Origin of the sequence: Streptomyces melanogenes, assembly GCF_014649795.1 — a bacterium.
In the GTDB taxonomy this organism is placed as follows: domain Bacteria; phylum Actinomycetota; class Actinomycetes; order Streptomycetales; family Streptomycetaceae; genus Streptomyces; species Streptomyces noboritoensis.
Genome location: NZ_BMTS01000014.1, coordinates 147,576 through 162,534, shown reverse-complemented (window position 1 = coordinate 162,534; position 14,959 = coordinate 147,576). Strand labels below are relative to the sequence as shown.

At 73.2% G+C, this 14,959-nt stretch carries 8 protein-coding genes; 1 reads left to right on the top strand and 7 read right to left on the bottom strand.

Going from position 1 to position 14,959, the window contains the following annotated elements; all coding sequences use genetic code 11:
• Positions 1-113: 113 nt before the first annotated feature.
• On the bottom strand, positions 114-1,703 hold the full coding sequence (guaA, locus tag IE252_RS28360) for a glutamine-hydrolyzing GMP synthase (RefSeq protein WP_190092262.1): 1,590 nt from the start codon (positions 1,701-1,703) through the stop codon (positions 114-116).
• A 307-nt stretch (positions 1,704-2,010) separates the two neighbouring features.
• On the opposite strand from guaA, the gene IE252_RS28355 reads away from it, so the two are divergent.
• Complete coding sequence (locus IE252_RS28355) at positions 2,011-2,322, top strand: chorismate mutase (RefSeq protein WP_373298628.1); 312 nt, start codon at positions 2,011-2,013, stop codon at positions 2,320-2,322.
• Positions 2,323-3,134: 812 nt separating this feature from the next.
• Here IE252_RS28355 and IE252_RS28350 read toward each other — a convergent pair.
• The 6 genes from IE252_RS28350 to IE252_RS28325 all read right to left on the bottom strand — a co-directional run bounded on the left by IE252_RS28350 (position 3,135) and on the right by IE252_RS28325 (position 14,924).
• Positions 3,135-4,958 (bottom strand): GMC family oxidoreductase N-terminal domain-containing protein, encoded by a 1,824-nt coding sequence (locus tag IE252_RS28350; protein WP_190092261.1) that lies wholly within the window; start codon positions 4,956-4,958, stop codon positions 3,135-3,137.
• A 56-nt stretch (positions 4,959-5,014) separates the two neighbouring features.
• A complete protein-coding gene (locus IE252_RS28345; RefSeq protein WP_190092260.1) occupies positions 5,015-6,631 on the bottom strand; it encodes a succinic semialdehyde dehydrogenase in 1,617 nt (538 codons plus the stop codon).
• Positions 6,632-6,748: 117 nt separating this feature from the next.
• Positions 6,749-8,410 (bottom strand): serine/threonine-protein kinase, encoded by a 1,662-nt coding sequence (locus IE252_RS28340; protein WP_190092259.1) that lies wholly within the window; start codon positions 8,408-8,410, stop codon positions 6,749-6,751.
• A gap of 97 nt (positions 8,411-8,507) precedes the next feature.
• Positions 8,508-10,091, bottom strand: a complete 1,584-nt coding sequence (locus IE252_RS28335; RefSeq protein ID WP_506417294.1) for a protein kinase domain-containing protein — start codon at positions 10,089-10,091, stop codon at positions 8,508-8,510.
• Between the two features lie 155 nt (positions 10,092-10,246).
• Positions 10,247-11,830 carry a serine/threonine-protein kinase gene (locus IE252_RS28330; protein ID WP_190092382.1) on the bottom strand — a complete coding sequence of 528 codons (1,584 nt, stop codon included), beginning with the start codon at positions 11,828-11,830 and terminating at the stop codon, positions 10,247-10,249.
• A 178-nt stretch (positions 11,831-12,008) separates the two neighbouring features.
• The gene (locus IE252_RS28325; RefSeq protein WP_190092258.1) at positions 12,009-14,924 is read right to left on the bottom strand and encodes a serine/threonine kinase C-terminal domain-containing protein; all 2,916 of its coding nucleotides are present in this window, start codon (positions 14,922-14,924) and stop codon (positions 12,009-12,011) included.
• Positions 14,925-14,959 lie beyond the last annotated feature (35 nt).

The following is a 14,959-nucleotide window of genomic DNA, read 5'->3' as shown; positions in this document are numbered from 1 at the left end:
GGCCCGGAAGTTACCGCGCGTTCTCGCAGGTGAACAGAGCCGTGCGGCAGCGGATACGACGGCGCCGCCGCACCGGGAACCCGGTGCGGCGGCGCCGATCGACTAATCCGGGATTACTCCCACTCGATCGTGCCCGGCGGCTTGCTCGTCACGTCGAGGACGACGCGGTTGACGTCGGGGACCTCGTTGGTGATGCGCGTCGAGATCTTGGCCAGGACGTCGTACGGCATGCGCGTCCAGTCCGCCGTCATGGCGTCCTCGGAGGAGACCGGGCGCAGCACGATCGGGTGGCCGTAGGTGCGGCCGTCGCCCTGGACGCCGACGCTGCGGACGTCCGCGAGCAGCACGACCGGGCACTGCCAGATCTCGCGGTCCAGACCGGCCGCCGTCAGCTCCTCGCGGGCGATCGCGTCGGCCTCGCGGAGCAGGTCGAGGCGGTCCTTGGTGACCTCGCCGACGATCCGGATACCCAGGCCCGGGCCGGGGAACGGCTGGCGCTGGACGATCTCCTCCGGCAGGCCGAGCTCCTGGCCGACCATGCGGACCTCGTCCTTGAACAGCTTGCGCAGCGGCTCGACGAGCTCGAACTCGATGTCGTCGGGCAGGCCGCCCACGTTGTGGTGCGACTTGATGTTCGCGGTGCCGGTGCCGCCGCCGGACTCCACGACGTCCGGGTACAGCGTGCCCTGGACGAGGAAGGCGACCGCGGGGCCGTCCTCCTGGAGGATCTCCAGCTGCGCCTGCTCGAAGACGCGGATGAACTCGCGGCCGATGATCTTCCGCTTGGTCTCCGGGTCGGAGACCCCGGCCAGCGCGGTGAGGAATCGCTCCTGCGCGTCGACGACCTTCAGCTGGACGCCGGTGGCGGCCACGAAGTCCTTCTCGACCTGCTCGGTCTCGCCCTTGCGCATCAGACCGTGATCGACGTACACGCAGGTCAGCTGGGAGCCGATGGCCTTCTGGACGAGGGCCGCGGCGACCGCGGAGTCCACGCCGCCGGACAGGCCACAGATCGCGCGCTTGGTGCCGACCTGCTCGCGGATGAGGGCGATCTGCTCCTCGACGACGTTGTGCGTCGTCCAGTTCGGCTCGATGCCCGCGCCGCGGTAGAGGAAGTGCTCCAGGATCTGCTGGCCGTGCGTGGAGTGCAGCACCTCGGGGTGGTACTGCACGCCGTACAGCTTCTTCTCGTCGTTCTCGAAGGCGGCGACCGGTACGACGTCCGTGGACGCGGTGACCGTGAAGCCCTCGGGCGCGGCCGAGCAGGCGTCGCCGTGCGACATCCACACCGACTGCTCGGCGGGGGTGCCCTCGAAGAGCGTCGAGCCGACCTTGCTGACGTGCAGCGGGGTGCGTCCGTACTCGCGCGCGCCGTTGTCGTCGACCGTGCCGCCGAGCGTCTGGGCCATCAGCTGGAAGCCGTAGCACATGCCGAAGACGGGGACGCCGGCCTCGAAGAGCGCGCGGTCCAAGCGCGGGGCGCCCTCCGCGTACACGGACGACGGGCCGCCCGACAGGATGATCGCCTTCGGGTTCTTGGCCAGCATCTCGGCGACGGGCATCGTGCTCGGCACGATCTCGCTGTAGACCCGGGCCTCACGGACGCGGCGGGCGATGAGCTGGGCGTACTGGGCGCCGAAGTCGACAACGAGGACTACGTCCGGGTTGGATGCGGGCGCGGCAGCTGGGGACGCTGATGACACTGGCGGCCTTCCGGCGAAGGGAGGGGGTCGGTATTTGTCGATTCTACCGGGGCGCGCGGCGGGACCTTTCGTCTCACCATCCGAACCGGGATTGGCCCCGCCGGGCGGCGCCGGTCCATACTGTCCGCATGCTCAAGCACCAGACCTTCGTCTTTACCTATGGCACCGGCCCGTCCGGCTGCCATGGTCGTGCTGCTTGAGCAACTGACAAGCGACTTCCCAGGCGCCCCGGGCCGACAAGGCCCGGGGCGTTCTGTCATTTCCGGGCCTTGCCGCTCCGGGGCACCGAACCCACAAGGAGCCCCAGATGTCCATGACCCAGACCGAGACTGAGACATCAGCAGCTGCCGCTGCGGGCGGCGCCCGCACCGACGAGGCCGCCACCCTGATCACCGGCGCCCGGGAGCGCATCGACGCGCTCGACGACCGCATCATCGGTCTGATCCAGGAACGGATGGCCGTCTCGGCCGTCATCCAGGAGTCCCGGATCGCCTCCGGCGGGCGCCGGGTGAACCTGAACCGCGAGATGGAGGTCCTCGCCCACTACCGCGACGCGCTCGGCAAGCCCGGCACCGCGCTCGCCATGACGATGCTGGAGCTGTGCCGGGGCCGCATCTGAGTCCGGCCGCATCCGATTCGCCGCAGCCTCACCCGTCCGGCGCCGTGACCGGCCGGTGCCCCACTTCGTTGGTCAGGGTGTCCGTGCCAGCCAGGGGCGGGCCCGAAAAAACCACGCGTGGCTCCGCTGGAGCGTGTGACGTGCTGACGGCACGTCGTGGGACCTCGCCCCAGCGCGCGTGACCGGTCGGCAGGGGACAGCAGCCCGGTCACCCTTAAAAGCGGTCGGCTCCGGGGACGCCCGGGGCCGGCCGCATCCGGTCCAAACGGTTGCGCGGTCCGCAGCCCATCCCTCACGATGCAAAGACAAGTCCCCCCAGCACTGCGCAGAGCGACTGCCAGTGGTCGATACCACCCGCGCGCCCCCCGCGCGCCGGGTCGGCCACCCGGCGCTCAGCCACCAGCGGCGCTACCCCCCGGCGCCGCTCCCCGCAGCACCGACGCTGCCCTGACGTCGGTGCTGACGGCCAAGGGCCCCGCGGGCCATCCCCAGGACGGATGGCCCGATGCGGGGCCCTTCGCGCATTCCGGACGCGGCCGCTGCCCACCGGTTGCCCCGTCCTCCGCTTTTGGCGTGATTCGAACGGCCCCGCGCCACCGGTGTGACAGGGCGCACATAAAAATCCTGTGAGTCCGGGGACAACCATTGACAGGATTGGCAGGTCAATCATGCGGAACCATCGGCCCCGCCTGTTTGGCGCGCGGCCCACGGACGAGCGGGGAGCGCTGCACTCGGAGGGGGGTGCAGCGCTCCTCGCTTCTCCGTTTGGCCGAAGTTGGCCTACTCGACAGGTGGCCTACTCAGAAGCCGGACTACTCGGCGTTCTTCGGCGGCACCGCCGGTATCCCCAGGAACGGCAGCCGCAGCGCGCCGAACGCGTCCGCCGGGACCGCCGGAGCCTTCGGCGCCACGGCCTCGACCCGTACGTACGGCTCGCCCTGGGCCGGGCGCGGGTCGGCCTCGCCCTTGTTCGGCCACAGCGACATCGCCCGCTCGGCCTGCGCGGTGATCGTCAGCGACGGGTTGACGCCGAGGTTCGCAGAGACGGCCGCGCCGTCGACCACCGAGATGCCCGGGTGCCCGTAGAGCCGGTGGTACGGGTCGATCACGCCCTCCTCCGCCGACGCGCCGATCGGGCAGCCGCCCAGGAAGTGCGCGGTCAGCGGGGTGCCCATCAGCTCGCCGACGTTCGAACCGGCGAAGCCGTTGATCTCGGCGGCGATCGCGGTCGCCGCCTCGGAGGCCGCCCGGATCTGCTTCGGGTTGGGCGCGCCGTGGCCCTGGCGGGCGGTGAGCAGGCCCTTGCCGACGCCGTCCGGCTTCAGATACGTGGTCAGCGAGTTGTCCAGCGACTGCATGACGAGGCCGATGATGGTCCGCTCCGACCAGCGGCGGTTGCTGAGCGAACGGGCCAGCAGCGTCGGGTGCTTGACCGCGTTCGCCAGCCAGCCGAGCGCCATGGAGGAGCCCTCCGCGTACGGCACCTGGAGGATCGACATGCCGCCCATCGCGTTCGAGCCCCGGCCGTAGCGGACCGGCTCGATGTGGGTGTTCTCGTCGGGGTGGACCGAGGACGTGATGGCGACGCCACGGGTGAAGTCGGCCTTGGCGGTGCCGTGCGCCTTGCGGTAGCGGCGGTTGTCGGTCTGCGCCCCCACCAGCGCCTCGGAGTTGGTGCGGGTCAGCTCGCCGAGCCGCTTGGAGAGGTACGGCAGATGGCCGCCGGAGCGCATGCGGTGCAGCAGGGTCTGGGTGCCGTAGGTCCCGGCCGCGATGACCACGCGCCGCGCCTTGAAGAGGCGGCCCGCGCCCTTCCTGCGGTCGTCGGTGGGCAGCGTGGCGACCGCGTACCCGCCCTGCGAGTCGTCGGTGACCGAGACGACCGTCGTCATCGGGTGCACCACCGCGCCCGCCTTCTCGGCGAGGTACAGGTAGTTCTCGTTGAGGGTGTTCTTCGCGCCGTGGCGGCAGCCCGTCATGCACTCGCCGCACTCGGTGCACGCCTTGCGGGCCGGGCCCGCCCCGCCGAAGTACGGGTCGGCGACCGACTCCCCCGGCTTCGCCTTGACCGTGCCGTCCGCGTCCTCCCCGTCGCCGAAGAACACCCCGACCGGCGCCATGTGGAAGGTGTCGCCCACGCCCATCCGCTGCGCGGCCGCCTTGAGGTGGACGTCGGAGGGGGTCATGGTCGGGTTGAGCCGGACCCCGAGCATGCGCTTGGCCTGCTCGTAGTACGGGGTCAGCTCCTCCTGCCAGTCGGTGATGTCCTTCCACTGCGGGTCGTCGAAGAACTGCTTCGGCGGTACGTAGAGGGTGTTGGCGTAGTTCAGCGACCCGCCGCCGACACCCGCGCCCGCGAGCACCATCACGTTGCCGAGCAGATGGATCCGCTGGATCCCGTACATCCCCAGCCTGGGCGCCCAGAGGTAGTTCTTGATGTCCCAGGAGTTCCTGGGCAGCGTGGCGGGCGTGAAGCGGCGGCCCGCCTCCAGGACGCCCACCCGGTAGCCCTTCTCGGTCAGGCGCAGGGCCGTCACCGAGCCGCCGAATCCGGAGCCGACGACCAGGACGTCGTAGTCGTAGGCCTCGTCGTCTTCCTGGAGTCCCTGGTTCCGGGCGCGCGTCTCCTGGGGCATCGGCTCTCCTCGTACGAAACAGAAAGGGCGGGGCGGAACGGGGAACGGGCGGGGGGTCAGCGCAGGCGCAGGGCCTTCATCGCCTTGAGGCTGCGGCTCATGAACGCGGCGTACTTCTCGTCGTCCATCCCGAAGGACGGCGCCAGCGGCAGGATCCGCTGCTGGGCGACGGTCTGGGCCTCGGTGTACTTGAGGATGCCCTCGGAGCCGTGGCGGCGGCCGAGGCCGGAGTCCTTCATGCCGCCCATCGGGGACTGGACGCTGCCGTAGGCCGGGGCGTACCCCTCGTTGATGTTGACCGTGCCGGTGCGCAGCCGGGCGGCGACCTGGTGGCCGCGCTTCGAATCCGTCGTCCAGACCGAGGAGTTGAGGCCGTACGGGGTCGCGTTGGCGGCCTCGATCACCTCGTCCTCGTCGGTGAACCGGTAGATCGAGACGACCGGGCCGAAGGTCTCCTCGGTGCAGACGGCCATCGGGGCCTCCACGCCGTCCAGGATCGTCGGCTCGTAGAACAGCGGGCCGATGTCGGGGCGGGCCACGCCGCCCGCGACCAGGCGGGCGCCCTTGGCGACGGCCTCCTCGACGTGCCGGGTCACCGTCTCCAGCTGGCGCTCGCCGACCAGCGAGCCCATGTCGGCACCGTACGCGAGGGAGTTGCCGAGCCGCATCGCCTTGGTGCGGGCGGCGAACCGCTCGACGAAGGCGTCCGCGACCGACTCGTGCACGTACAGCCGCTCGATGGAGATGCAGAGCTGGCCCGCCGAGGAGAAGCAGGCGCGGACCGCGCCCGCCGCCGCCTTCTCGACGTCGGCGTCGTGCAGCACCAGCATCGCGTTCTTGCCGCCCAACTCCAGGGAGACGCCGACCAGTCGGGCCGCCGCGCCCTGGGCGACCTCGCGACCGGTGCGGGTGGAGCCGGTGAAGGAGACGTAGTCGGCGTGCTTGACCACCTCGGGGCCGACGACTGGACCCTCGCCGAGCACCACCTGGAACACCTCGGCGGGCAGACCCGCCTCGATGAGCAGGTCACGGGCCCACAGCGCGGTGAGCGCGGTCTCGGTGTCGGGCTTCATCACCACGGCGTTGCCGGAGACGAAGGCGGGCAGCGCGTCGCCGACGGACAGCTCGAACGGGTAGTTCCAGGGCGCGATCTGCCCCACCACCCCGCGCGGCTGGCGCAGTTCGGTGACCTTGGTGAGGGTCGGCACCACTCCGGTGTGCCGCTTGGGCCGCAGATACGCGGGCGCCTTGCGGCCGTAGTGGCGCGCGGCCACGGCGACGGCCTGGACCTCCTCGTGCGCGTGGAGGCGGGCCTTGCCGGTCTCCAGCTGGATGAGGTCGAGGACTTCGGCCTGGCGGGCCAGGACCAGGTCGTGGAAGCGCAGCAGGACGGCGGCGCGCCGGCTGGCCGGGACCGCGGCCCAGGCGGGCTGGGCGGCACGGGCGCGCGCGAAGGCCCCGGCGACGTCGTCGGGCGTGGACTCGGGCAGGTCCGCCAGCTTCTCGCCGGTGAACGGCGTGTGGTTGGCCGTACGTCCGGAGCCGGCCACTCCACGGGTGAGCTTGGCGACCACCTCCGGGGTGACCACATCGGCGGCGGTGCGGGCGCCCGCCGGGGCGGCGGCGACCGGGTTCGTACGGGTGCTGGTGGGCGTGGCCTGCGAGTCCGTCATGGGGCGAGCGTATGCCGGGCACGGCGGTTTGGGTACCCGCCGGTAACACTTTTCGGAACCCTCACCACCGCGCCAGCGGCTACTGGCGACATAAGCGCTGATCAGCGCGTTGTGGCCTTATAGGCCACGGATCTTGAGCCCGTCACGCACCTGTGCGAACAGCTTCGCGCCGTCCTTCGCGGCCTGCCCCTCGGCAGGCATCCGCACCCGCATCCGCCAGTACGTCGAGCCCTGCCCGGGGACGAGCAGCTCGTAGTACTTGGTGCGGTACGGGTCGACGACGCTCGACGACGTGCTGTACGGGACGAAGTCGGTGACCAGCTCGGCGGCGTCCTTGCCCTGGAACGTGGTCTTCTTCGTGGTCACCCGGGCGTTCCGCATCTCCGTCTTCTGGTCACCGCCCCCGTTGTAGTGCGCCTCCCAGGCGCCGGCCGAGGCCCCGACCGCGTCCTTCTCGGTGGCGGTGTCGGTACGCCAGAAGTCGATCTCGAAGACCCCGCTGGGGTCGTAGTACCAGAGCGCGTCGATCTTGTCGTCCTGCACCCGTCGGTAGTCGCCCGGCACCGCCACGTCCGCGTTGAGCACCTCGTTCTCCGGCCGCACCTGCCAACCGGACGGCAGCCCCTCGCTGCTGAACGGCTGGACGACGGCCAGCACCACCGCCGCCGCGACCGCCAGCGCCCCGCCGCCCAGGCCGTACCGGGCGCGCCTGCTGCGGGCGAGCACCGGCGGGACCCAGGCGCGCAGCCCCTCGGCCGCGCCCGCGCCCGCGTCGGCCAGCAGCCGGGTCGCGGCGAGCGAGGCGGGCGCCGGGTGGGCGACGGACTCCAGGGTCTGGCGGATCTCGGCCGGTCCGGGCCGCGCCGCCGGGTCCTTGCGCAGCAGCTGCATCACCAGCGTGCCGAAGGCGCCCGAACCCCTCGCCGGCATCTGCGGCTCGGCGGAAAGCACCGCCTGGAGGGTGGCGGGGGTGTTGCTGCGCCGGTACGGGGAGACGCCCTCGACCGCCGCGTACAGCACCACGCCCAGCGACCACAGGTCGGACTCCGGGCCCGGGCGTTGGCCGAGCACCCGCTCCGGGGCTATGTACTCGGGCGAGCCGACGAACCCGCCGGTCTCGGTGAGGCCCTGCTCGCCCTCGACCTGGGCGATGCCGAAGTCGGTGAGCACGACCCGGTCGCCGCGCCCCAGCAGGACGTTGGCGGGCTTCACATCGCGGTGCAGGACGCCCGCCTCGTGCGCCGCGGAGAGCGCGCCGAGCACCGCGAGCCCGATCCGGGCGGCCTCGCGGACGTCGAGGGTGCCCTCCTGGAGCCGGTCGGCCATCGAGTGGCCGCGCACCAGCTCCATGACGATCCACGGCTTGTCGTCCTCGACGACGACGTCGTGCATGGTGACCACGGAGGGGTGGTCGATCCGGGCGGCGGCGCGCGCCTCGCGCTGCATCCGCAGATGGACCGTGTTCCGCTCGCGCTCGCCCAAGTGGTCGGGGACGCGCGGCTCCTTGACCGCCACGTCGCGGTCCACCACCTCGTCGTGGGCCCGCCAGACCGTGCCCATCCCGCCGTGGCCGAGGCGGTCGACGAGCCGGTAGCGGCCGCCGAGCAGCCGGCCCGCGCCGGACTCCGGCTGCGCGTTCCCGCCGCCGACCTCCTGCGTCGGCTCGTACTGCTGCGGTACGGCCGGCTGCTCCGGCACCGGCGGCTGCTGCGGTCCGGGCTGCGGCGGCCGGAGGCCGTAACTGGTGGGCTCGTTCGCCCGTCCCCCATCGTTCGTCATGCACACATCCTGTCGAACAGCCCGTGCCGACACCAACGGGGGCGGGCGAGGGGATGCGGACCCGTGACACGGCCGACCACGGGCGGACGCGGAGGGATCAGGCCGACGGGGTGAAGGAGTCGAGTGCGGTGTCGAAGTGCCGCTTGGCGTCGTCGAGCCGGGCGACCGGGGCCGAGACCCACACGTCATACATCTTCCCGTTCTCGTCCCAGCACTCGTCGTAGGTGTGCCGGGGGCCCTCGGCCGTGGTGAAGCCGTTCCAGCTGAACTCCCACAGCGCCGCGTCATGGCCCTGGTGGGTGGTGGCGACGACCTTGCCGCCCCGGTAACCGGGGTTGGTGCGGGGCCCGTTGGCGTGGGAGTCGCGCATCACGCCCAGCGGGCCGCCGGAGACGGAGTTCTGCAGCCGGATGCCGAGGCGGAAGGCCCCGTCCGGCGACACATAGAAGACGCGTCTGTCGTCGGTGGTACGGACGAAGCCTGCCGGGACCGTGAGGCTGAAGCCGTCGGGGTCGCGCACGTGCCGGTACCCGGCCGGTGCTGTGCCCACCGGCGTGGGCTCGTCGGCACGCGTGACCGTCACCGTGGGGCCGGGCTGCCCCGGCTTCACCGAGGTGGAGGCGGACACCGACGCGGTGACCGTCGCCGTCGTCCCGCCGCCGCCCACCGCGGCCCGCGCCGGTCCGTCCTCGTCGCCGCTGAGCAGCACCGCGGCGGTCGCGCCCGCGCCGCCCAGGAGGACGACCAGGGCGGCCGCGATCAGCGCGGTCCTGGTCCGGGAGCCGCCCGCCGGCTTCGCCAGGGCGACCCGCTCGGTCGGGGTGTAGTGCCGGGGCGCCACGGGAGTGGACCCGGTCGCCACGTACGCGCGCAGCAGCTCCTGCGCCTCGTCGGCGGCGAGCCTGCGGCCGGGGTCGCGGTCGAGGAGGCCGCGCACGACCGGCAGCAGCGGGGCGGCGGCCTCGGGCGGGCGGATCTCGTCGGTGACCACCGCGTGCAGCACCCCGCCCAACGAGTCGCGGTGGAAGGGCGATTCGCCGCTCAGGGCGGCGCACAGCAGCGCGCCGAGCGACCACAGGTCGGACTCGGGCCCGGCGGCGGCGCCCTGCATCCGCTCCGGCGAGGTGTACTCGGGCGAGCCGACGAACGCCCCGTCCTCGCTGATCGTGGTGGACCCCGGCAGCTGTGCGATGCCGAAGTCGGTGAGCACGACCCGGCCGGTGCCCTCCTCCAGGAGGACGTTGGCGGGCTTGAGGTCGCGGTGCAGCACGCCCTGGCGGTGCGCGGTGCCCAGCGCGCCCAGCAGCGCGATGCCGATCCGGGCCGCCTCGCGGGCGTCGACCGGGCCGCTGCCGCGCAGCCGGTCGGCGAGCGAGCCGCCCTCGACCAGCTCCATCACGATGTACGAACGCCCGTCCTGCTCGACGACGTCGTGGACGACGATGACGTGCGGGTGCTTGAACTGCGCCACGGCACGGGCCTCGCGCAGCGCGGCGGTGGCGGGGGCGCCGCCGTCGGGGTGCAGTTCCTTGACGGCGACCTGGCGGCCCAGGAGCTGGTCGGTGGCGCGCCAGACGGTGCCCATGCCACCACGGCCGAGCCGGGCCGTCGGCCGGTAACGCCCGGCGATGAGACGGTCCTCGGCCGCGCCACCACGCGGATCACTGGCTGGTGCGGGCACCGCTTCCCCTCGCTCCTCGGTCCTATGGCCATCATGCCGCACGGGGCCGCGCCTCAGCGGGGCGCGAGGTCACGAGACGGAATCGACCGGGCGGGTACGGAGGGCGGGGGCGGGCGCGGGAACAGGGCCGGCGCGCGTCGCGGCCCGCACGCCGGTCAGTTCGGCGGCGGCCGCCAGCCGCGCAGCACCGTGTCGAACTGCTCGCGGGTGGTGTCCCAGTCGGACTCCGGCCCGGACATGTAGATCGCGTACTCGACGGTGCCGTTCTCGCCGAAGTACATCTGGTCGATCGCGTGCCGCTTGCCCGGGTAGCGCGTCTTCTCCACGAAGGTGAACTCCCAGAGCGAGGAGTTCACCTGGTCCCGGAAGGTGTTGGGCTTCAGCATCACCCGCTGGTACGTGGGCACCCGCTTCTTGAGCGTCTTCTCCAGGTCCAGCTGGTGCGTGTACGGGTTCTCGAAGTCGGGCTTGCCGATGCTGACGCGTATGTAGTGGCGGCCGTTGTCCGGCGTGTAGTCGGTCTCCTTGCCGAACATCTGGCGCTTGAAGCCCTCGGGCACGAAGAGGCTGAACCCGGCCGGGTCCTTCACCCGCTTCCAGCCGTCGGGCACGGACGCGTCGCCCTTGGGCGTCTTGCCCGGCTTGACGCCCGGCGACTGGGTCGCGGTGGTGGTGGTCCCCGAGTCGCCGCCGCTGTCGCGGTATTTCAGGGCGGCCAGACCGCCCGCGCCGCCGAGGACGGCCGCCAGCGCGACCACCAGGGCGATGGTCCGCCCGTGCTTCCTTCGGGCGGGGCGCACGGGCGCGGGCGCGACCGCTTCGGGGGCGGGGGCGCGGACCGTCCCGGAGGTGCCCGCCGGGGTGGTGGCGGACCGCAGTTCGGCCTCGGAGACCTGACGGGTCGGCACGTACTCGTGCGCCGCCTTGGGCTCACGGCCCTCCATCGCCTCCAGGAACATCCGCTCGGCCTCTTCGGCCGAGGGGCGGTCCTCGGGCTCCTTGCGCAGCAGGGCGGTGATCACCGGCGCCAGCGCGCCCGCGTGCGTGGCGGGCGGCGGCTCCTCGTTCACCACCGCCTGCATGGTGGAGATGGGCGAGGAGCGGCGGAAGGGCGACTGGCCCTGGACGGCCGTGTAGAGCGTGGCGCCGAGGGACCACAGGTCGGAGGCGGGACCGGGCTGTCCTCCTCGTACCCGCTCGGGCGCCAGATAGTCGATGGAGCCCACGAGTTCACCGGTCCGGGTGATCGTGGCGTCGCCCTCGATGGCGGCGATCCCGAAGTCCGTGAGCAGCACGCGCGCGTCCCGGGCGAGCAGCACGTTGCCGGGCTTGACATCGCGGTGCAGCACGCCCGCGGCGTGCGCGGCACGCAGCGCGCCCAGGACGTGCAGCCCGATGCGGGCGGCCTCGCGGGCCTCGATCCGCCCGGTCTCGGAGGCCTTCACGGCGTCGGCGAGCGAGGGCCCGTCGACGTACTGCATCACGATCCAGGGGCGGTTGTCGTGGTCGAGCACGTCGTGGACGGTGACCACGCCGGGGTGGGTGATGCGCGCGGCGGCCCGCGCCTCTTTCTGCGTACGCGCGTGCAACACCACGCGGTCCGCCTCCGCCACGTACAGCGCGGCGGTCAGCTCCTTGACGGCCACCGTGCGGTGCAGGACCTCGTCGTGGGCCCGCCAGACCTTGCCCATGCCGCCGCGGCCGATGGTGTCGCCGAGCCGGTAGCGCCCGGCCAGCAGCAGCCCTGTCGCCACCGCTTCCGCGCCCTTGCCGCTCTTGCTCTGGTTCTGTTCCACGTCCCCCGCCCGGCCGGTTCTTAAGGGGCAAGGTTACGGAGCTGATTCCGGCCAGGGAACCTCGGGGGCACCTTGCGCCGCACCTACCAAGGGGTATGTGTCTGAGGCAACCGGTGAAGCGTCAACGAGTCGCGCTGTAGGCGGCCGTGGCCTGCGTGTAGATCTCGGTCACCTTGTCCCGCTGCGGCTCCGGGCCGATGACGACGACCGCGTGGTACCGGCCATTTATGATCATGACTTGGTTGCGGACGTAAACCGTACGGCCGGTGCTGTCGCGCCAGGTGAACTGCCCCTCGGCGGTGACCTTCCGGCCGATGTCGACCCGCCGCAGCCCCGTCGCGGTGGCCCACGCCGAGTCCCGGAACGGCTGGAGTTCGCGCTCCTTGTCCCGCTGGTACGCGAGCGGGTCGTCGCCGACGTCCTTGACGGCGTCCCGGCCGGGCACCACGACCAGAGTGAAGTCACCGCCGACATAACGGACTTGTCCGGCGTCGTTGATGGGCCGCCGCTGGAACGAGGGATCGACCGCGGTGCGGAACCCCTCGGGGTCGTCGCGCAGCACATAGCCCTTGGCGGGCGGCTGTCCGCCGGGCTCGGTGGTCTGCGTCCGCGGCGTCGAGGGCGTGCCGGAGCGGCCGGAGGTGCTGGGCTCCGGCGTGCCCGCCGGCGCGCTCGGGCTCGTACGGGCGGACGGGGCGCCCCCGTTGTCGGCCTTGCCCTCGTCCTTCGTCCCGGCCTTGGGCATGAAGAACACGGCGTACGCGAGCGCCGCGGCGAGGAGTAACAGGACAAGCAGGACGAGGGTGCGGCCGAGGGAGCGGGGCGTGCGCGTCCGTGGACGCGCGGCGGACTGGCGGGACTTGGGCGCGGACCTGGGTGCGGACGCGGGCGGGCCGTAGTCGGCCAGGTCCGGCGCGGACCGCCGGTCGGGCCTGCGGGGCTGCGCACGGCGCTGCTGGCGGTGGCGGCCGTGCTCGCCGGAGGCCGAGCGGGCCGCGCGGCGGCGCCGCACGAGCTCGCCCCGGCGCCGCACGATCGGCAGCCGGGTCGCGTCGGGCGCGGGCAGCGGGACGACCTCGGAGCCCGCGTCCGGCTCCGGCGCGGACCGCACGATCGAGCGCAGCCAGCCGCGCAGCTCCTCGAAGTCCGGGCGCTCGGTGGGGTCCTGGCGCAGCAATGACTCGACGACCGGCCGCAGCGGGCCGCACTCCTCGGCGAACGCGGGCGGCTCGCCGCACACCATCTGCACCAGCTCGACGGCGCTCTCCTCCGGGTACGGCGCGTGCCCCTGCACGGCCCGGAAGAGCAGCGCGCCCAGCGCCCACAGATCGGTGGCGGGCCCGATCGGCGGCGCCAGGCGCCAGTTCTCGTGCACCGGCCCGGCCTGCTCGGGCGCCCACCGCTCGGTGACGGCCCCGACGACGGCGATCCGCGTCTGCCGCGCCCGCTCGGCGGCGAGCCGCGTGGCGGGGCCCCGGTACCCGTTGCCGTGCCGCTGCGGCACGGCCGCCTCCCAGCCGTCCTCCCGGACGGGCGCGGGCACGCTGACGTGCGTCTGCCGCTGCGCGTCGGCCCGCAACGCCTCGGCCCCGGCCCCCACGGCCTGCGGAAGCGCGGGCCGCGGCTCGGCGGAGGGCGGGGGGCCGGTGGTGGCGGGGTGTGTGGCGTGCGTGGGCTGCGCGTGCGGGACTTCGAGGCGGGGGAGTTGGGTGTGGGGGGCGGCGGGGTGCGGGTCCGTCGGGCGGGCCGGGCCGAGTTGCGGCGTCTGGCGGCCGGAGGCCTCGGTGTGCGTCTCCGTCGCGCGGGGCTGCGCGGGGCGCGGGACCCAGCGTCCGGTCACCGGGTCGTACGCACGCCTCGTGCGCCCCGAGTCCGGGCCCTCCTCCACGGCGTACGGGCTGGCCGCCGACGTCCCCGCTCCCCCGGCGGGCGAACGCGGCACCCGCGTCCCGCTCACCGGGTCGTACATGCCCTGGTCCGCGGCCTCGCGCCAGACCCCCTCCAACTCGGCCTGGGCGAGCTCCGAACGCGGCCCCGGCAGCGCGGCCCCGTCGTCGCCCACGCGCGCGGCGGCCCGCGCCCCGGCCCGGTACGCCGCGATGGCCCCGGCCCGCGTGACCCCCGAGGTGCCACCGCCCTGCTCATCACCGCTCGGCCCCGCCGGGGACCACCCGGCGGGCAGGGCAGGCGCTCTGGTCGAGGGCAGGGGGGCGGAGCCGCTGTAGGGGGCGCCCGGCGCGTCCGGGCCGCCGAAGTCCGGGGAGCCCGAGGAGTCCGGCGAGTCCGAGGGCCCCAGGGAGTCCGGGGCATACTTGGAGTCCGGGGCATACGGCGAACCCGGCGAGCCCGGGGAGTCCGGCGAGCCCTGGGCATCCGGCCACGCGGCCTCGGCGGGGTCAGCCGTGTCCCCCGCCCCCGGCACGCCGAAGTCGTCGCTCTCCTCGCCCGGCGGTGGCGGTACCACCACATAGCCGCACAGCGCCTCCTCCGCCGCGCCGGCCGCCAGGCCGGTCAGCATCACGCGGCCGTCGTCGCATATCAACACCGTGCGCTCGGTGATGTTGCGGTGCGTCCAGCCGTGCGCGTGCAGCACGCGCAGCGCGGTCAGTACGTCGGAGGCGACCTCCGCCGCCCGGTACGGCGCCATCGGCTGCTCGGCGAGGAGCGCGGCCAGCGGCCGGGCCATGACGAGCTCGCTGACGATCCACAGCGAGCCGTCCTCCGCGAAGACGTCGAAGACCTGGTCGAGCCGGGGGTGGTCGGGGATCTGCGCGGCCGCCTGGGCCGCCTCGATCGCCCTCCGCAGGGCGGGGTCGGCCGGTCGCCGCGCGGCCCCGGAGCCGTACCCGTCCCCGTACCGCCCGTCCGCGCCCTGCACCTCCGCGTCCACGACCTCCGGCAACGGCACCTGCCGCACCAGGACTTCCTGGCCGCTGTACGTGTCGAAGGCCCGGGTCTCGACGGGCTCGTACTCATCCGAGGAAGGCAGCGGCAGCCGATAGCGGTCGGCGAGCACCCGACCCGCGTAGTCGTCCACGACGCCTCCCCACAGCGCGCTGTTCCCCCGAACAC

Excerpts from the sequence above, each read along its gene's own strand:
- IE252_RS28340 (WP_190092259.1), bottom strand. The coding sequence starts at position 8,410 with ATGACGAACGATGGGGGACGGGCGAACGAGCCCACCAGTTACGGCCTC.
- IE252_RS28345 (WP_190092260.1), bottom strand. The coding sequence starts at position 6,631 with ATGACGGACTCGCAGGCCACGCCCACCAGCACCCGTACGAACCCGGTC.
- IE252_RS28350 (WP_190092261.1), bottom strand. The coding sequence starts at position 4,958 with ATGCCCCAGGAGACGCGCGCCCGGAACCAGGGACTCCAGGAAGACGAC.
- IE252_RS28355 (WP_373298628.1), top strand. The coding sequence starts at position 2,011 with ATGTCCATGACCCAGACCGAGACTGAGACATCAGCAGCTGCCGCTGCG.